The organism is Ensifer adhaerens, assembly GCF_002007205.1.
GTDB lineage: Bacteria > Pseudomonadota > Alphaproteobacteria > Rhizobiales > Rhizobiaceae > Ensifer > Ensifer adhaerens_D.
Genome location: NZ_LAZS01000005.1, coordinates 1032824 through 1051631, shown reverse-complemented (window position 1 = coordinate 1051631; position 18808 = coordinate 1032824). Strand labels below are relative to the sequence as shown.

The window sequence follows — 18808 nt, the reverse complement described above, 5'->3', positions numbered from 1 at the left end:
AAAGGAAACCCGCGACAGCAAGATGGCGCTGGGCGGCACGGGCTCCTTCTGGCTGGTCGGCGGCGAGAAAGAGCAGAAGCTGGTCGTGCAGAAGGACGACGTCTCCGTTCCCGCATTCGCGGGCGGAATATCGACCATGGCATCCAGAATCCGGGGTTCCGTTTTCGAGCTTCCGAAGATCGTCAACGACAACGCAGGCCCGGGGAAGGTCGATGCCGTGTCCTTCACGACCGCCGCAAGGCTCAATGTCGGCTACAGCCCGCAGGACGGCGACTTTGGGGAACTGCTTTCGGCCCTTTCGGAAGGCTCTCTGCACGTTCCGCTCGACGCATCTGTCTCGGCGATCGAGGTCCGGTCCGGCCACTGGCTGACATCGGGTTTCGAAGCTCTGCCAGCGGGACGCTACGGACTGCGCCAGCCGTCCCTGAGGTCGGTCGACACGGCTGCGCTCGAAAACCGTCCCGAAACCATCAAGCTCGGGAATGGTCTCGTCGTGTTCCTCTCCCCACCCAAATGGTCGGAGCCGAAGGGCACCGATCTACGGTCGGAGGAGGAGATCCGCCAGTCGGTAGAGCGGTGGCTTTCCAGATCGAAGGAGGTGCTGAGCCTTCCCGGCGGCGCTGGCTCTATGGAGCCTGCAGAACTCCTTCGCCTGCTGGCAGACAGGGCCATCAGCGACGAGGAAAAGGCTGATCTGGCATCCATAGCGGGACATCTGTCGAAGCGCAGCGAGCTCGCCGACATCCTGCCCGTGATACTGGGACGCGATCCCGCGTTCAGGGGGAGGCTCGCAGCCTTTGAGGAATCGGAAAGGACGCGCCTGCGAACCGAGCTGGAAGAGCGGCTCCTCAGGGAGACCGAGGTGGAGCGCGCCCGTCTTGCTGCCCTTCGGACCGAAGTCGCCGACGCTGAAGCGAAGCTCGCCACGTTCTCCCACCGGGAGGCGCTCCTCAGGAGCGAGACCGAGAAGCACGAGGAGACGCTGCGGAGCCTGCTCGTAAGTGCGGCGGAAGGAATAAGGAGCGAATCTTCCCGCGAAGCCGCCGCCATCCGCGACGAGGTAGCCCGCCTGCGCGATGACATGGCCCAGATCGCGACTGCCGTGCCCGCAGCCGCAGAGCCGGTCGCCCCGGTGCCAGTCGCGGCCGAACAGTCCGAGGGGCCGATCCCGGCTGCTCCGCCGCTTGCTTCGGACGAGCAGAGGCAGAAAACCCTCGATGCTCTGGCTGTCGCAACCGGCCTGACACTTTCTGAAATGGCCGCCGTCGTCGCAACGGCAACAGACGTCGTTCCGGTCGTGCTCGGGCCTGACTCCGCTGCGGCCGCCGTCGACATTGCCACGGCATTCGCCGGAAACGATGCCGCTGTAGTCTTCTGCGACCCCACCAAGATCTCCCTGACGGATCTTCTGAACGACGAGCATTCCGGCCTCAGGGAGGCCATCGACAAGGCGAAGGAGCGGCCCGAGGCGCTGTTCGCCGCGGCCCTATGCAGCATCACGAGCGGTCCGTGCGAATACTGGCTTCCCCAGATCATCGCGATGAGGAGGGTCGGTCGTCTTCCGCGCAACCTCGCGCTTGTCGCAAGCGCGGGCGTGGACGGGCTACGCGTCCCGATCCCGGATTCCACATTGCGACACCTGTTCCCGCTGAAGCCCTCGAAGGCGCCACGTCCTGGATCCGCGAAATTCGAAGGCCTCTGGCCGATGACAAATCTGGATCAAGAGAGGGTCCGCGAGGCGGTGGATGTCCTTGCAGGACGTGAGCTGGAGGGGGCCGCCATGCAAGCTGTGGCAAGAGCGCTCGCTCGCACCCCGTCGTGGATGCAGCTTTCCGATGCGGTCATGGTCTTCCTGAGGCAGGCGAAGTGGCTCGCAGCGACGGTCGCGGGAGACGAGCACGAATATGACGAATATTTCATAAACATAGAGGGCTGACCATGTTTGATCCGATTGGTGGCTTCAACCGGATGATCGACCAATTCCTCGCGTATCTGGACACGGCGTTCCGGATCGATGATCCGCGCGTGTCGGCGCTGAGGAGGGAGCTTCTGACCACGCCTGGGCAGCTTGCGCTCGACCCGATCTTCGAGGCCGTTCCACGCTACGAGCCTATCGGATACGGCCTTGAGGGGTTGATCGGCGATCCCGAAGGACGGCTCCGCAATTTCTCGCAGGCGGAACGACAGGCCTTCGTGGAACTCGCACTTTCCGGCCTCTTCGACCGGGACAGATCCAGCAAAGAGCTCAGGGGTGCCTACGCGCCCTATCTCCATCAGGTCGAGATGCTTGAGAAGGGTGCGCGCGACGGAACCCCCGGCATCGTCACCTCGGGCACGGGTTCCGGCAAGACGGAAGCTTTCATGCTGCCGATCCTCGCTCAGCTCGCGCGGGAAGCGGCATCGTGGCCCGCGCCCCTGCAGCCTCTGGATGACCTGTGGCTCGAGAAGGGACACGAGTTCCAGCACCACCGCAGGAACGAGCACCCCGACAGGCCACAGGCGGTACGCGCTCTCATCCTCTATCCGCTCAACGCGCTCGTCGAAGACCAGATGGTTCGCCTGCGCAAGGCGCTCGATTCCGACGAAGCTCAGGATGTCATGGCGCGCCACTTCAATGGCAACCGCATCTTCTTCGGCCGATACACGGGCAAGTCCCCCGTCACCGGGTTCCTTCGACATCCCCGCAAGGGCAAGGACGAGGCATGGAAGAAGCGAAATGCGCGCGCACGCAAGGAGCTGAAGACCGAACTGCAGCGATACCAGTCCATCCAGCAGCGTCTGGCGGGCGAGGGCGATCCCGACCTGCGCTACATCTTCCCCACGACGGACGGCGCCGAACTGATCTCGCGCTGGGACATGCAGGCGACGCCACCCGACATCCTCGTCACCAACCAGTCGATCCTCAACGCGATGCTCGTCCGCGAAGTCGATGATCCGATCCTGACCCAGACACGCGCATGGCTGACCGAGAACGACGACGCGCGCTTCTACCTCGTGCTCGATGAGCTGCACCTGATTCGCGGTTCGGCCGGTGCCGAAATGGCTGGCCTTCTCAAGGTGCTTCTCGAGCGGCTCGGGCTGGCCGATCCCGCGCATGCCCACAAGCTCCGCATCCTGTCGTCGTCCGCCTCGCTGCCGATGGACGAGGAAAACGCTCCTGCCAGCATCGACTACCTGAAGAACATGTTCGGCGACGCTGGAACTGCAGGAGCAAAGGACATCGATCAAGCCTGGAGACAGAGCGTCGTCACAGGCCGTCCGATTAAAGTCCAGCGCCCGGAGGCCATGCCGTCGCGCGAAAGCCTCGCCAATCTCGCACGCGCGCTAGAGGAACTGGATCATCGACGAAACCCCCGCGAACTCTTTGACCGCTTCCTCGCGGCGGCCGCCAGTATCCCCGGCTCCTCCGGAAAGAACCCGGCCACCATGCTGGAGGAGGCCACGGCGACTGCGGCCGCGATGCTCGACTTCGCGCTTCAGAACCCCGAAAAACCGGGATCCAAGCTCCCGCGCACGGTCGGAGACATCGGCAATGCCTTGTTCGACACCGAAGACAGGCTAGCCGTCCGCGGCCTGCTTGCACTGCGCGCGATCCCAGACCTTCCGGCCACCGTACTGCCAGCGGAACTGGCTCCCAAGCGTGCGGACGTCGCAGCGCTGCCCGGCTTCAGAATGCACTGCTTCGTCCGCAACATCGAAGGTCTGTTCGCCTCCATTCACAGAGAGGATGACGGCACCGTGGTCTGGGGACCCCCCAGCATCGAGCGTGGCCAGAACTACGACGGGGAAGCCGATCAGGAAGGCCGCAAGCGGCTCTTCGAGATGCTCTACTGCGAGGCGTGCGGCGATCTCTATCTGGGCGGCAAGCGCGGGGAGACGGATCCCGGCTCGTCGCGCAGGGTCTCGCTGCTTCCGGCTCCGCAGGAACTGGAGAAGCTTCCCGAAAGCGCCTCCTCCATAAGGTTCGAGGATGCCAGCTACCGCGAATTCGCCCTCTTCTGGCCGAGCCAGGGGCAAGCCGAAGTCGAGATCCGCACTGGCAGGACACCGTATCGCTGGACACCGGGGTACCTCAATCCGCGAACGGGGGTCGTGAGCGACAGGGAAGAGAAGGGCGACGTGCCGGGCCACCTGCTTCGCTGGTCAGGCACCGACGGGTTCCAAAGCCGCACGATGGAAGACGACGGCACTGCCGTTCCATTCTGCTGCGCCAAGTGCGGAACCGACTATTCCGGACGATATCGGCAGGCAAACTCCAAGAGGCGCGAAGGCCGTCTATCGCCCATCCGAAGCTTCAGGACTGGTTTCGGCAAGACCTCCCAGCTCCTCGCCACCGAACTGGTCGCCTCGCTGAAGGCGCAGGACGGGGACGGAAAGCTCGTCGCCTTCTCCGACAGCCGCGAGGATGCGGCAAACCTGGCTCTGGAGGTCGAAGTCCAGCACCAGCGCGACCTGCGTCGCGAGATCCTCATCTCGGCGGCGACCCGCATTGCGCTCGATCATGCCTACGTCGCCGAAGATGAGGCCGAGTACCAGCGCCTCAAGAAGGAAATCACTGCGCTGATGATGGAGGACAAGGATGCCGACCATCTCCAGCCGCGTCTCAAGGCACTCAAGAAGAGAAAGGACGCAGCCGGCCACCCTCCGAGCATCCCGCTGAAGGATCTCTTCGAGTTCGAGCGCGACAAGGTGGGCAACCTCACGCGTCCGATCCTGACGGAACTCATGAAGCTTGGCTCCACCCCGGTCGAGGGCGCCGACACGAAGCTCAACCGGATCAACAAGCGCCACGCCTGGTACGAGTTCTTCGAGAGGGATGGAAGCGATCAGATATCGTGGAAGCACGACGTTCCCGAGGAGCAGCTCAAGCTGATCCGAAAGGCGCGCGAGAGGATCCAGGACGATCAGCCGCTGGACGCGACCGACCTCCTGTTCAGCAAGACATACTTCGCACTCGAGGAGACCGGGCTCGGATGGCCGAGCTTCTATGGATCCGAGGAATACTCGCCTGAGAAGTCGTGCGACGACGCGATGCTGCGCATCTTCGCAGACGCCTACCGGATCACGCCCAACCAGTTCCAGGACGTGACCCGCAATGCCTGGAGCAACGCGTTCGACATGCTCGGCAGGGGCGATAACAAGTTCCGCCGTCTGATGGAGAGGATCCTCCAGCATCCGGAGCAGGAGTGCAACGACTTCCTCGACAAGCTCCGCACCACACTCAAGCAGACCCGGGGCGATGGATCGATCGACATCAGCATGCTCTACTTCCGCGCCGCCGATCCGGCCGGAGCCGCCTGGCGGTGCAAACGCTGCGGCCGGGTTCATCTCCACTCCGGGTTTGGACGCTGCACGCGATGCGGGGAGACGCTCACCCGTCCGGAGGATCTGACGGCTTCGAAGATATCCGGAGAAAACTTCCTCGGACGCAGGGTGATGCGCGCGATCTCGAGCGACGAGCCGCACTTCAGGCTCAAATGCGAGGAGCTTACGGGCCAGACGAGCGACCCGGCCGAGCGGCTGCAGCAGTTCAAGGGCGTGTTCGTCAAGGACGACAACGAGAGCGACGAGGACTTCCGCTGGCGGAGGCTGTTCGACACGGCCGATCTGCTTTCCGTCACGACGACCATGGAAGTGGGCGTCGACATCGGCTCCCTGCAGGCCGTCTACCAGGGCAACATGCCCCCGCAGCGGTTCAACTACCAGCAGCGTGTGGGTCGCGCCGGCCGCCGAGGACAGGCGTTCTCCACGGTTCTGACGGTCTGCCGCAGCAAGAGCCACGACATCCACTACTTCCACAACCCGGTCGAGATCACAGGCTCGGCTCCGCCGCCGCCTTTCATCACGACGGGACTGACGGACATTCCGTCTCGACTGCTCCGCAAGTTCTGGCTCGTCGAAGCCTTCCGCATCCTGCGTGAAGAGTGCGGTGGGACATGGGCTGGCGACGATGTCGTTCCCGGCGACATCCACGGCGAGTTCCTCTACTGCAGGGAATACTTCCGGCAGGACATGAACTGGCGGGATCGGCTGGCCGATGCGCTGGAGCGGACGGATCACAGGCGCGTCCGGCTGGCGACGATCCTCGCCGCGGTGTCCGGCTGCGATCTGCAGAAGATCATGGAGAAGGTCTCGGCTGACACCGTCCTTGCCCATGTCGACGGTCTCGAGGAGGAGTTCGGGCTGCAGGCGGTGGGCATCGCCGCGGCGCTCGCCGAACGCGGACTGCTGCCGCTATACGGCATGCCGACGCGGTCGCGGAACCTCTACGTTGAGCTGAAGAAGGCGAACGCGAAGGGGAACTTCGAGGCCGAGTGGGACACCATCGACCGCGACCAGGACATGGCGATCTTCGACTTCGCTCCAGGAAGCGTGCGCACGCGGGAGAAGCTGCGCCACCGCTGCATCGGGTTCACAGGCGTGCTGCTCGACCCCGACCAGCATGCAACGAACTTCGACGGCCCGGTGGATCCCATCTCGGACTGGAGAAAGGACGACTTCCACCTCCGCTTCTGCGGCCAGTGCGGCGCATGGAGCAGGGGCACCGAACACACCCCCGCCTGCCAGTCCTGCGATGCGCCTCTGGCCGACACAGGCATCCGGTGCATCACGCCCGCGGCCTACCGCACGGAGCTCATCCCCACGGACGAGAACCTTGCCTCCAAGGTCGGCCAGCGCATGACGCTCGCCAGCCTCGGCAAGCCTGACGAGAAGAAGACCGACGCAAATCTCAGCGTCAACTTCGCCGAGCAGTCCGAGATCTTCCTCGTCAATCCCGGCTTCAGGGACGACACGGACTTCACAGGCTTCGAGGTGCAGGAAACGGTCGACACCAACGCCCAGCGCATCTGGTGGTGGGCGGACAAGCCGCTTCTGAAGCTCTCGGGGCAGGCAATCTCCACAGACGTCCTCGCCGATGACCAGAACGGCCGATACAGGGCTGTCGAGGAACCGCCGATCAGCGCCTGGCTCGCCTCCACCAAGGTCACGAACTCGCTGCAGATCGGACCGGTCAAGCTCAACCCCAACCTGCGCCTGCTCGACATGGACATCGGCCTCTCCATGGGCCGACGCGAGCCGTCCCGCACAAGCGTCCGCGCTGCGGCGATCTCGGCGACTGAGATCATCGTCCAGCGCGCTGCCCTCGATCTCGACATCGCGCCGGAGGAGTTCGACGCACTGGCGCCGAACATCATGCACTCGCCGAGCGGGGAGCGTCTGCCCTATCTGCAGATATCGGACGCGCTGCCGAACGGCTCGGGCTTCTGCCGCCATCTGCTGGGCGACAGCACCATCCCGGTCTCCGCCTTGATAGGCAGCATCCTCGACGAGGAAGGCGCATGGCCGAGAACCGACATCGCCGACCCCGAGCACATGAAGCGGTGCGGAGCGTCCTGCTACAGGTGCCTGCAGAGGTACAACAACAGGAACTTCCACGGTCTTCTCGACTGGCGGCTGGGCCTTTCCTACCTGAGGGCCATGGTCGATCCATGCTACGAGTGCGGCATCGACGGAAACTACGGCCACTTCGAACTGCAAGACTGGTCAAAAACCGCCAGCGATCTCGCACTCCAGACCAAGACGTTCATCCCCGGCAACACGGTCTCCAGCGTCAAGGGTAGGCCGGACATTCCGGTCTTCTCTCTCGATGAGCGCAACAGCCGCTGGGGCGTTGTCGTCCATCCTCTGTGGAACAGGGAACGGCTCTTCGATATGCTGGGCCTCGACAGGAGCTATGTCGCTGTTGACAGCTTCGAACTGTCAAGGCGGCCGCTTCACGTCCTGCAACGAGCGCGCGCTGCTGCAGGGTAAGGGGTTCGCTGCTCTATTTTCTTCGACGGTCGAAACGATCATCCTCACGATCGTTTCGACCGCCTCATGCTCCCAGAATCGAAGAGTTGTCCAGCCGATCTCGGCGAGGTGCTCACGGACCCTTCTGTCACGCGCGCGGTTGCGTTCAATCTTCTCCAGCCAGAAGGCGGTGTTCTTCTTCACAGATGGCGGATGGATGTCGCACCCATGCCAAAAGCAGCCGTCGAGAAAAACGGCGATTCTTAGTTTAGGCACGGCGACATCGCATGTGATGCGCTTCATTCCGGGAACCGGATAATGAGCCCGATAGCGAATTCCTCTCGCGTAGAGCTGCGATCTTATCAAAACCTCGAACGGATTGTCGCGCCCGCGTGTGCGCTGCATGCGTCGACGGACCGTTGGCGTTGCTTCGAGATCCATGAGTTGCCCATATGCAATCTCGGTGGCGGGATGATGGCGAGGCCGCGTGAGATCCAAATGGGGGTATGAGTTGGCACGGGTTGTCAAACAGCGGTTTTCGCGGCGTTGAAGCTCGTGATTGCCGCCTTTTTACTGATGCTGATCGGGGTCATTGCGTGGATGCTTGATCGCCGATCCCCAAACAGGCGGATCAACGATCATTACTGCGAACGCTACCGTCTCTTCTGGTTAGGACATAACCAGCTTGCCCTGCCGCAAAGGCGTACGATGCAGAAGGTCCGCTCGCGTAGTGCTGATGATCAGTGAGCAAGGATAGCGGAGTGTTTCCGGTGATTTCAGCGGCTGGCTCGCACGAATACCGATGTCACGTAATCCGGGAGCGCTTCATAGCGTCGATCCAGGCCAGCGCAGGAGTCACAGCAATACTTGAACGGCCGCGGCGCCGTCTCCTTGCTGAAAGCCCAGTTCAGGATTCTCACGCCAAGACTTGGTCGCAGATGAACTTTCGGCCCTTCGAAATACTCGACCAGCGCCGCCCGGAAGCACTTCTTGGAGTCGAGTAGGCTGCTCAAGTCCTCGATCTGCGAGAAGCGCTGCCGAAGCATCGATCGAGCTGCCTGCTCGTCCAGTCCTGACCCATTAGCTGTCTTCTCCGCCATGAAACGCAGCAACCCGACATCTCGTCCGGCACCACGGGCGCCTTCTGTGAACGTCACTGCTACGGCTTGCCTGCCGTCACGGCCCGCCCGGCCGAACTCCTGCAGGTAATCCTCGACCGATGCAGGCTGCTGCCAATGGATGACCAAGCGTACATCTGGTACGTCCAGTCCCATTCCGAAGGCGTTCGTGCAAATGATGTGGTTCACGACCGGCCGGCTTTCGCCCTGGAAGCGCTTGAGCAGTTCCTGACGATCCCAATCCGTGCCCAACTTCGAGTGATAGAACGGGACCTGGAGTCCATTGTTCTCGAGATCGGTCTGCAGCTCCAGACCGATGCGGGCCGTGGGCACGAAAATCATAACCTTGCGTCCAGCGAACACGGGCAGTCGCAGGAGCGATGCGATTTCGTGGTGACGTGCCGGGCGAGTGGCTGCCCAGCGGATCATTGCGATGTTGGGCCGGTCCACGCCTCTGACGAAGACCTGTGCGTCCTCGATTCCCAGTGATGAAAGAATCCGCTTCTGCATCTCCCGACCCGCGGTGGCGGTGAAGGCCAAAACCGGAGGAGAGCCGAGCGTGGAACGCACCTCCGCGAGGCGGCCGTACTCCGGACGGAAATCACGGCCCCACTGGTCGACGCAATGCGCCTCGTCAATAACAAGGAAGTCAGGTCGACTTTCCGCCAAGGTCTCACGCTCGTTCCTCCGACGAACGAAAAACCGTTCAGGGGCCACATACAGGAATTTCAGGGCATTCGCCTCGACAAGCGAATAGCGGATTGTCTTCTCCTCCATGCTGAGGGCGCTGTTGATGAAGGTCGCGGGAATCTTCCTGCGAAGGAGGCCTGACACCTGATCACTCATGAGCGTCTTGAGGGGGCTGACGACGATGGTAACGCCTCGACGAACAAGAGCCGGGATCTGAAAGCAGAGCGACTTTCCGGATCCTGTAGGACTGACGACCAGGACCGACTTTCCTGCGAGCGCTGCCAAGACTATCGGGAGTTGACCTCCGCGGAAGTGGGAGATGCCGAATAGGCGAAGGACGGGCCCAAGACTCATTTCTGCATCAAGCGACCGCGCGTCACGGTCGAGCCAGCGTGCCAGTCGCATCGCCCAGCGCTCGATCGCTCTCCGTGCGAGTCCTCCCGCCAGATTGGGATGGTGAGCAGCATGGCAGCCGTCGCACAACGTCACCAGGTTCGAGAGCTCGTCCGAGCCGCCCATGGACCTGGGCAGGAGATGATGCACGTCGGCATCCCGCGACTTTACCGTCACAGAGCACGAGACGCACTTGTATCCATCCCTTGCAAGAACAAGTTGACGGGTATCTTCCCAATTTCCCACGTGACATTGCTCGTCATTGGTTGCCTTCGGCCACGACATTGACCGAAAGTCGCTGAGAAAGGGTAACCGAACCCGCTGTAATGGAAGGCGGGTCGCTGAAGGACTGGAAGGAGAGGTTGGTGAGGGTTGTACTAGGCCTCGACGCAGCCTGGACTGAGGGCGAGCCGAGCGGCGTTGCCGTGATCGCCGATGACGGTTCAGGGTGGAGATTGCTCGAAGTCGCCGCTTCCTACGCGGAATTCCTGCGCGACCGCCCAGTGCTACCTCAGATCCTCCGTCATCGAGGATCCGCCAACACCCAGCTCTTGTCCTCCACGAGATTGGGTCAATCTCCTTGAAGCGGTGCGCCAGCACTGTTGCCATGCACGCCGGCAGAAAATCATCTTCGGAACATGGAGGTGGTCGGAATGTCCAATGTCATAACGGTGAATGGCGAAGACGTATATATCAATAGGTGGAGGTACTGGACGGACAAGGAATTCGCGTTCGTGGGGGACATTGTCGGATGGCTGGGAGAAGATGGATCGATCGTGTCCTCGGTAAGGGATCGTCTGCAAGCTCCGTACCTGCTTCGTGACGTCAACGGCAACTTGATTGAATGCAAGCCTTTTGCCTACTCGGGATTCCAAGAGTTGAAACTTGAGGACGCGCTAACGCTCGGATTCAACACTTCCGAATACCAGGCAGGACTTCGCCGTCAGATGCTTGCCGAGCACTATCTTCAATCGGAGAGGGAGCTGGGCATCGAGCAACTTCCTCCCCGTAACGCGTACGACGCCTGGGAAAGGCAAGGATGCGAAGACTGGGCTTCAGAGTGGGATCCGCTGCGGCGAGTTCCGTATCCCAAGGAGAGTCAATTCGAGCGTTATGAGGTCATTGGCTGGGTCGAGAGCGAGCTTGCCGAAGGCTCATCGATGCCTGACGACCGTTTTCAGGCGGAATTCCGCCTCCGCGACAACAACGCGGGAAAGGTCTTTACCAGCGGCCATAACCTTGCAGAGATCGGGCTGGAGTCGATGTCCATAAAAGATGCGCTGACGTTGGGATTTTCGACCTTGGAGTACAATGAGGCACTGAGGACGCGACTTCTTGAGCGTCGCCATCTTGTCGATGAGGCCGATCTTGCCGAAGGCAGGAATCCGCCCCATCAGGTTCGGTCAATCCTGGACGAAAAGGGCCGCGAGTGCACCAGCGAATTGGATCCAGTCTATCGGCACTACAAGCGCAGCGCTAGCGCACCAGCTTCTCGGCAGCCGACTGCGAAGGAGCAACTTTGGCTGTGGCTGACCCGGAGGGATCGACCGCATCCAAAGAAGGTTTCTCAGCAGGATCCGTTTGAATATGGCGTGACTCTTTCGGCTCGGAAGCGCTGACTGTTTTCTTCCTGAAGCCGAACGGTCGATTTGGACGGCCGTCATCGTCGTGGATCTGGTCCACTTCCTGACCCCAGTCGCGCGCCTGATCTTGCGGTGACAGCTTAAGAAACTGCTCGAAGAAATCGTTGTGGGAGTACCCATACCACTCGTAGTCTTCCAGCATCATGTCAGCCCTGTCCGGATCCGAACCGAGGAAATCGATTGCCTTCTTCCGGATTCCGGGCAACGGGCCGAAACCGGTCGCCGACAGTCCTGAACAACGCGGTTTACCTTCGAGTCCGGCTCTGGAAAGATTCATCACGAGACTGAATGCAACATCACCGTCGAGCATTCGACTGAAGAAGGTTTCATGACCTTCTTCCCAACGCTCGTACATTGCGGCAACGAGTTCTTCGGCCGTATCGTGGTCAAATGTACTGCTGATCAGGACACGCTGCGCGAGCGCGCGGTGCTTATGCTTCGTGCTGAGGCCGGCATGAAAAGAGGGGCCCACCAGCAGCTTTTTCAATGCTGCCTCCATCGTCAGCCGCAATCTCGGTGCCTCGCCATCTGCCGCCGTCAACAGCCACTGGAAGACGGTCTCAAGTGCCAGAATCCTGTCTTCTTCTTCCGAAGGAAGTTGATGAATGATCGCGGCGATCGAAGCATCCACGGCGCCTTCTGACTTCTTCGAGTGCTGGTTGAGTATGGCGGGATCCGCGCCGAGCACATCGATCAGCCACGCGCTGTCAGACGGAAGCGACCGGTTCTCGAGGAGCGCAAGTGAAAGATATTTTTGGAACTGGCACTCCTGGAACGAGGCAGTCCAATATAGGAAGATCGCCGCATTCCGATGAAAACGCGGACTCGCGGTGCCCAGTTGTTCGCCGATCTTATTAAACATCTTCCAGTGAATTCTGGGATCGCGAAGTTCAATTTCATGACGTGTCGTGTGTTCGTGATCATAGGGAAGTGCAGCCGGATACATATCGACGTCCGACATCCGTGCGATCAATTCTTCAATGCCGTGATTGCCCCATGGGAATTTGATGGACAGGAATAGATCGAATCCCGTCTGGATCATTCTCCGCGCTTCGCCCTCATCTATGTGGGCTCCAGATCCATGAGCGGCCTGGTTGCGAGATTCCAGCAACTGCTTCAGGTAACGCTTGTGATCGCTATCCAGCGGATCATATTTGTCCGTGAGTTTCAGCACGTCTTGCTCGTACGAGCGCTGCTCCTTGCGCTTACCTTCAAGCTCTTCGCTGAGATATTCAGCCGTTTTGTCAAAATGAGCCTGATTTGCCGCCTTCAACCTGAGGTCCTCGAAGACTGCGCATGACATCATCACAACGGACGCACGATGCGCGCCGGCATTGAAGCTGTCGAGCGCCTCCCTGAACAGGACTCGAGACCGCTCGTTGTGCACCTGAAGGAGCATTTCGTCCCTATTGAAGAGACTCTTCTCGCGATCTGCAGTTGTTGAAGTCATGGTCACCCTTCCTTTTCTTACAGGCGTCGTAGACGAAGGGCGTCAACGTCACCTTAGCGAGTAGGGTTAAGGGGCAGTTGTTCGGATTGTGTACCTTGGGGACTTCTGACCCCAAGAGCCCCGTCTGCTTGAAGGTGGCATCGTCGAGCGGCCAAATCTTTTCGCACTTCGCTCGGGTTAACCTAGTATTGCAACTATAGCGGTATGCATTGCCGATACGGGTGGCGGGATCATTGATACGAATGTTGGCTATAGCCTTTTGGAATATCCATAAATCGCGAGGCGCAAATGTTATGGATGGCGTCGTGGCACTCGCAGTCGCGCTCGCAACGGATCAAGACTTATCGGGTCCTGACGGCGACGTCCTTCTTTGTCTGGGAGAGCCGGGTACCCTGGATGTAAGCCAGTTGCAACAGCAACTGAACCTCCAGGCGACCGGGCACCAATGGTGGTGTCAACGATCCCTGTCCCAACGGTTTGTAACCGTCGGTACCATTAATCAGGGAACGCTCTCATACTCAGGCGAGACCTGCGGGTGTCTCCCAACCACGGTCAGCAGGGTAAATGGTCAAAATGAGATCTCGCCCTACGAGCTGTGGTTCGTCCACTTGATGTCACCAATGAACTCGGATGACGCATCCGTCTTGCACACAGGGGTGGCGCGTGAACTTCGCGAGGCCGTAGATGAGCGGGAGCGTGTGCGTTCCAACTCGGCCACGATCGCTATCGGAGACTTCAATATGCCTCCCTACAGCCCGGGCATGACCGCTCCTACGACGCTCAACGCCGCTGCCTGCAAAACTGCGGCGCGAGGGACGCGCACCGTTCGTGCCCAAAAGCACAACTACTTCTTCAACCCGATGTGGGAGATTTTGGGAAGCCGACGCTCAGATCAGCAGCCTGGCTCGTTCTACAAACGCTACGACAACAGCGCGATCTTCTGGCATCTATACGATCAGGTGTTGGTCCGACCAGAACTTGTGGATAGTGTCGTTACGGGGTCGGCACGGGTAATGACGACTGCGGGTGCCTTCAACCTGCTCACATCTCAGGGAGGAATTGACACTCGTTTCTCTGATCACCTGCCCATAACTATTTCACTCGCAATCTAAGAGGCGGGAAACATGGAAAATCTCTGGCCCAACGATCTCCTGGAGGAGATGTCCGGCGCAACTCCAAACGCGATCGAAACGATTCTCGAAATTCAAGCGATAGGGCTTTCCACGATCACGGGCGGGTTGGTTGTCGGACGAGTACGCGATCGATCATTCAGACCCGCGCGCGCCTGGTCGCTTTACATCGAACCTGTGGATCAGCCGAGCAAGGCCTACGAGTTCCTTATCATCCGCTCGGCTGACGGAGGTTATCCGGTAGTCGTGGAGACGTATCACCTCGCGGACATGCGGCTGAAAAGATGCGAATCCAAAGCCACTCTGACGAAAGCGTTGCAGAAGATTTTTGCCGAACCTTCGTCGAAGTCATTGATTAGGACACTCGCCGAAGAGGCCATAGCTGCAGGCGCCGTTGCTCGTCCAGAAGGCGATACGAAGGTGCAGTCCGCTCGACCAATTGAAATTGGCCCCCTTTTCAATACCACTGACGGACAGGTTTCGAGCGTCTCCATGTTTGGGATAAGCGGTCACATAAGCGATACGACGCTCGAGAATCTGCGTGATCGGAACAAACGTGTGGTCGAGCCACTGAATGAAAGCTTTGTCGTGACAATACCATTTGTTGGAACCGTGAAGGCCACTGTTTCGAAGGAAGAGCTCGACGTCCTAGTGGCCCAGGCAACTCGAAGCTTGAAAGGGTACTAGCGAGCGACCTCTCTAGTCCCGTCGAGCCGCCCCCTTGAAAAGCGAACTGCTACTATAATGTGTGTCTCGTTTCGTGCTCGGGGGAGAATGGAATGCCATACATCGATGATGATATTGTCAATCTTCCGAGGCAGGATGCTCCGAAGCCCAGTATTACTGGGGCGACGAGTGCGAGATCATTTCTGAAAGCAATGGCAGGATTGAGGTTCGGATTGTCGGCAGGCAACTCCTGACGCGCATCCCCTTCGTCGACGGCCAGCAATACATTCGTACGCTGAACGTGGAACGTATCGAGCGCTATGCAGAGGAGGCTTGGTACGCAGAACTCATCCAAAATGTCGTCGCAACGTTCACCAAGAGCTATCGCTTCTTGAAGACCAAGTACCAAGAAATCGGCGCATGAAAGACTTCCCGGCCTTTGGCGCGCGGCGAAATCAGAGATCACCCTTGATCTTGCTGCCGGGAATGATCGAGCGATCGGTCCCGCTGCCAGTGGGCGGCACTCTTGGTCGAAGTCTGAGAAGTCGACCGTTCTCCAGAACACTCACCGATATGCGAATGGACGTGCCTGACGTGCCAGCAATGATCATAATCGGTTTCGGACACTTATAGCTGATGTCGATTGAAATCGAGCGCATTCCCCGGATGTCGTCGCTGCTTGGATCAGGAGCGCCGCCGGGATGAGAGTGCCACTCGCCGAGATAGTATTCACCGTGGGGCCATCGGGCGCGAAGTTTCGCCGTCAAACCTTTCATGCCCCGCTGAAACCACGCCCGTCCAGAACTGGAGTCCCCGGGGCTTTCAGTCGCTGCGGTAACGACTGCCAGGTTGCCATCGCTCTCGTACCGTCCAATAAGAATCCCTCCGGTCTCCTTGTCGATCGATGCGAGGGCCTCCTTACGGATCAATCTCAAAGCATCTTCCGTCAGGCGAACTTCCACGGCGGCACCATTCGCTTCAAATGCCACCACAATTTTCTCAGCCATTGAGCTTCTCCACCGTGCCGTCGAAGCCTTGTCGATAATATAGGCAGCGGCGCTCCGGACGTCTCATGGCCTCCAGAATGGCCCTGGCTCCAACCGCGCTCCACATGCGGACATCTGCGGCGGTTGCCGGAAACACAGGATGCCAGCATCCGATCCCTTCCATGCGCGCGTCGCCAAAATCCGTCGATGGCACCTCCATCTCGTAGAAACTCTCCTTTGCATCGATTGCCGGAAAGGAGGCCTCGGACGCAATGAACACGAGGAGCCCTTCGGCCCGCCAGGTCATCGCCAGGCTGACGAAGGTCTTCTCACCACCCCAGTCGAACTCAGCCATGGCATCAAGGACGGTGTCGGATCCAGTGCAATCGATGATGATATCAAACGACCGCAGCTCGTCCGCGAGTTCGTTGTTACCCGGAGGAAAACTGGCGACGATACCTCTGACATCGGCGTCCGGCATGATCAGCGACAAAGCGTTCGCAAGCACGACCGCCTTGTCGTGGCCGACTGCGTCCATGCCAAGCACATGTCGAGTAAGGTTGCCGACATCCAAGATATCAGGATCCAGTATTCCCATACTTGTCACGCCCATGCGTACAAGGTTCTCGGACACGGCGCCACCGAGTGACCCCGCGCCGATGATCAATACCCGCTGTGAAACTATCCCAGTGCCGAAGCCAGAGCGCGTCCGGATCTGGTCGGGTTCCCAATTAACCGTCCTCAGCCACGTCAATGAAGAATTTGCCGTCGGTCGGGTGCGATCGAGGAAGCGCCGGGTCTGCTCGTTCGCGCGAAAGCCATTCTTCTTCGCCTTGCGATCCGACAGTTCGACCGACCCGACAGCGATCCAGTGGTATTTTGAGGGAGCCTCACCGATCCGTTCCGATAGCGGGAATCCAAGGAACAGCGTGACTGTTCCACGATCATCTTTCCGACGCCGGCGATCAGCCCCAGCGAGCTCGAACACATCAGCGAGCTGAATGCCCTGACTGTCGAGGTGAGCGGAGAGATCCGCCCACGTCCGCGGCAATTCCCAAGGTGCCAGCACTGGTAGGTTATCGAGAGCAATCCAGAGGCCCGTTTTTGCGGGAGCTACTTCAGTTACTGCCCGCCCCCATACCGACTTTCTTATAGGCGCCAATTGACGGTCACGGAAAGTCGTCATGGCGTAGCTAATCTTCGCCCCCGGCAGCTTGGCGAGGTCGACCCATCCCCATTCATTGGTCCGACCATGCCAGAATGCCAGATCGTCGTCTGCGCCAACAAAGCCGACAACTGGGAAGCTTGTCTGCCCAGGGCCGGACGGGAGCTCCAGCGGTTCACCTTCGATCGCAAGCTCGCCCGTGGCCGCCGCGTCGATCCAGATCAGAAGGCGTTCCAGATGCCAGACTATCTTCTCATCGATCGAATCAGGTTGGCCATTCCAGCAGGCGCGCCCGAATGCAGCGGCAGGACGATCAAGGCAGGGATTTCCCAGCCTCCACGGCAGTAATCCACTTCCTTCGCGGTTGAAGGATTGGTGCTGGAAGGTCGCCGAAATCCCCCCGATCATCGCTGGATAAACGGTGACGGATTTCGTTCGCGGAACGAACACGACATACCAGGCCGTCTCCGCCGAGATGAAGTCGGTCGAGGCACCGCTTAGGAGGGCAACGAAGGGCAGGGACCAGCGGCCTTCCGAACCCGATGACCAAGTATCGGTGCATCGGATCCGAGGATGATCCGCAATTCGGTCGGAAACGCTCTGAAGGACTTCAGGTATGAACAACTAGAAGCACCTCACGCGAACCGATCGGTCCTCGGTGGCTCGGCGGGCTCTGAGGGAGGAATGAAGAACCCAGGCTTGCGGTCGCCGCCATTCGGTCCGGGTAGCGGAAACTTACTCCCGAACAGCTTTTGCCACAGTTCGCCGCTCTTCTGCGCATCATGCGAATTCAGCGCCTCGCGTGCCTGTCCGGCAGCAGTCGAAATTGCAGCGTGGAATGACTTGAAATCCTCTGCGGAGAGCCGCTTCAACACGTTGTGCTCCGGTACGCCATGATCAGGGAGTTCTGGAACTTGCCCGAACACTGCCGGGATTTGCCAGGTGTCCCGCATCGATTCCAGAACCTGGACGAAGCCGGTAGCAATCGAGGTGGTGCCATCTTTGAGGACGTGGCCAATCATGTGTTCGAGCGGATAGCCCTTCGGGTACTTGGGAAGGATGAGGGCATTCTGCTGGCGCCACCATTTGGTCGCGCGCACCAAATTCACGTAGTGACCGTTGCAGGCGCGGTTCTTGGCCGCCGTCCATTGGATCTGGGCAAGTGGATGGGTGCGGCCCCAGTCGCCGACATCACGGTCTGGCAGAAACAGAGGATTGGGACGCCAGTTGCCTGTCGGCTCGTCATCAAGCGTCAGTGGCTGTGTACCGAAGGGCGTGGGCCGCCAGCGCTCGTTGAGGCGCCAGGTCGCGTCTTCTTCCAGCGTGTTGTCCGTCAGGACCGACTTCGAACGGTACAACCGCTCCATCGCCTGTCTGGATGCAGGATCGGTCGGCAGCGCGGTGATGACCAGATCGATATCGACATAGGTAAGTTCGATGCCAAACGACCGTCCTTGCGGACGCCATTTCCCTGGATAGTAGCGCTCCAGAAACGGAACGAATTTATCCATCGCCTGCTGCGGCGTCGTCTTGTGATAATCGATATCGGTCACCACTACGATATCTACGTCGGGCCGCTTGTCTCCGGTCGGGCGAATGGCGGTCGAACGTCGAATGCTTCCCTGCAGGAACGTAGCGACCACGATGGCGCTCAAGTCTTTGTCTGCCGAAAGTCGCGACCGGAGCGTGTTCGCTCCCGTTTTCCAACCTTCCTTCTGCCGGTCCGTAGGCCGGATCTCGCGGAGAAATTCAGTGAATTGCGCTTTAAGTTCCATA

At 59.9% G+C, this 18808-nt stretch carries 11 protein-coding genes; 4 read left to right on the top strand and 7 right to left on the bottom strand.

The features are described from left to right. Positions 1-22 precede the first annotated feature (22 nt). Both XB14_RS08825 and XB14_RS08820 read left to right on the top strand, forming a co-directional pair. Positions 23-1936, top strand: coding sequence for a hypothetical protein (locus XB14_RS08825; protein ID WP_143348300.1), 1914 nt, complete (start codon positions 23-25; stop codon positions 1934-1936). Positions 1937-1938: 2 nt separating this feature from the next. Continuing rightward, positions 1939-7812 (top strand): DEAD/DEAH box helicase, encoded by a 5874-nt coding sequence (locus tag XB14_RS08820; protein WP_077961234.1) that lies wholly within the window; start codon positions 1939-1941, stop codon positions 7810-7812. On the opposite strand, the gene vsr is transcribed toward XB14_RS08820, so the two are convergent. The 3 genes from vsr to XB14_RS08795 all read right to left on the bottom strand — a co-directional run bounded on the left by vsr (position 7762) and on the right by XB14_RS08795 (position 13085). After that, positions 7762-8232: a DNA mismatch endonuclease Vsr gene (vsr, locus tag XB14_RS08815; RefSeq protein WP_077961233.1), complete on the bottom strand. Its 471-nt coding sequence runs from the start codon at positions 8230-8232 to the stop codon at positions 7762-7764. The genes XB14_RS08820 and vsr overlap by 51 nt on opposite strands. 335 nt (positions 8233-8567) lie before the next feature. Continuing rightward, entirely contained in the window at positions 8568-10277 is a 1710-nt protein-coding gene (locus XB14_RS08810; protein WP_077961232.1) for a RecQ family ATP-dependent DNA helicase, read from the bottom strand. 1191 nt (positions 10278-11468) lie between these two features. Continuing rightward, the gene (locus XB14_RS08795; protein ID WP_077961229.1) at positions 11469-13085 is read right to left on the bottom strand and encodes a hypothetical protein; all 1617 of its coding nucleotides are present in this window, start codon (positions 13083-13085) and stop codon (positions 11469-11471) included. Between the two features lie 305 nt (positions 13086-13390). On the opposite strand from XB14_RS08795, the gene XB14_RS08790 reads away from it, so the two are divergent. Next, complete coding sequence (locus tag XB14_RS08790) at positions 13391-14197, top strand: hypothetical protein (RefSeq protein WP_143348299.1); 807 nt, start codon at positions 13391-13393, stop codon at positions 14195-14197. 12 nt (positions 14198-14209) lie between these two features. Beyond that, the gene (locus tag XB14_RS08785) at positions 14210-14902 is read left to right on the top strand and encodes a hypothetical protein (RefSeq protein WP_077961227.1); all 693 of its coding nucleotides are present in this window, start codon (positions 14210-14212) and stop codon (positions 14900-14902) included. 52 nt (positions 14903-14954) lie between these two features. Here the strand turns inward: XB14_RS08785 and XB14_RS32605 are convergent, their stop codons facing one another. The 4 genes from XB14_RS32605 to XB14_RS08770 are packed head-to-tail and all read right to left on the bottom strand — an operon-like array spanning position 14955 to position 18807. Then, on the bottom strand, positions 14955-15347 hold the full coding sequence (locus XB14_RS32605; RefSeq protein WP_143348298.1) for a hypothetical protein: 393 nt from the start codon (positions 15345-15347) through the stop codon (positions 14955-14957). Next, positions 15337-15888: a Mov34/MPN/PAD-1 family protein gene (locus XB14_RS08780; protein ID WP_077961226.1), complete on the bottom strand. Its 552-nt coding sequence runs from the start codon at positions 15886-15888 to the stop codon at positions 15337-15339. The genes XB14_RS32605 and XB14_RS08780 overlap by 11 nt, the downstream gene beginning before the upstream one ends. Next, positions 15881-17656, bottom strand: coding sequence for a ThiF family adenylyltransferase (locus XB14_RS08775; protein WP_077961225.1), 1776 nt, complete (start codon positions 17654-17656; stop codon positions 15881-15883). Before XB14_RS08775 ends, XB14_RS08780 begins: the two co-directional genes overlap by 8 nt. 11 nt (positions 17657-17667) lie before the next feature. Next, complete coding sequence (locus tag XB14_RS08770) at positions 17668-18807, bottom strand: SMODS domain-containing nucleotidyltransferase (RefSeq protein WP_077961224.1); 1140 nt, start codon at positions 18805-18807, stop codon at positions 17668-17670. Between the last annotated feature and the right edge of the window lies 1 nt (position 18808).

What these genes read in the sequence shown, in the direction of transcription:
- XB14_RS08825 (WP_143348300.1), top strand. Translation starts at nt 23, where the DNA reads ATGGCGCTGGGCGGCACGGGCTCCTTCTGGCTGGTCGGCGGCGAGAAA.
- XB14_RS08820 (WP_077961234.1), top strand. Translation starts at nt 1,939, where the DNA reads ATGTTTGATCCGATTGGTGGCTTCAACCGGATGATCGACCAATTCCTC.
- vsr (WP_077961233.1), bottom strand. Translation starts at nt 8,232, where the DNA reads ATGGATCTCGAAGCAACGCCAACGGTCCGTCGACGCATGCAGCGCACA.
- XB14_RS08810 (WP_077961232.1), bottom strand. Translation starts at nt 10,277, where the DNA reads ATGTCGTGGCCGAAGGCAACCAATGACGAGCAATGTCACGTGGGAAAT.
- XB14_RS08795 (WP_077961229.1), bottom strand. Translation starts at nt 13,085, where the DNA reads ATGACTTCAACAACTGCAGATCGCGAGAAGAGTCTCTTCAATAGGGAC.
- XB14_RS08785 (WP_077961227.1), top strand. Translation starts at nt 14,210, where the DNA reads ATGGAAAATCTCTGGCCCAACGATCTCCTGGAGGAGATGTCCGGCGCA.
- XB14_RS08780 (WP_077961226.1), bottom strand. Translation starts at nt 15,888, where the DNA reads ATGGCTGAGAAAATTGTGGTGGCATTTGAAGCGAATGGTGCCGCCGTG.
- XB14_RS08770 (WP_077961224.1), bottom strand. Translation starts at nt 18,807, where the DNA reads ATGGAACTTAAAGCGCAATTCACTGAATTTCTCCGCGAGATCCGGCCT.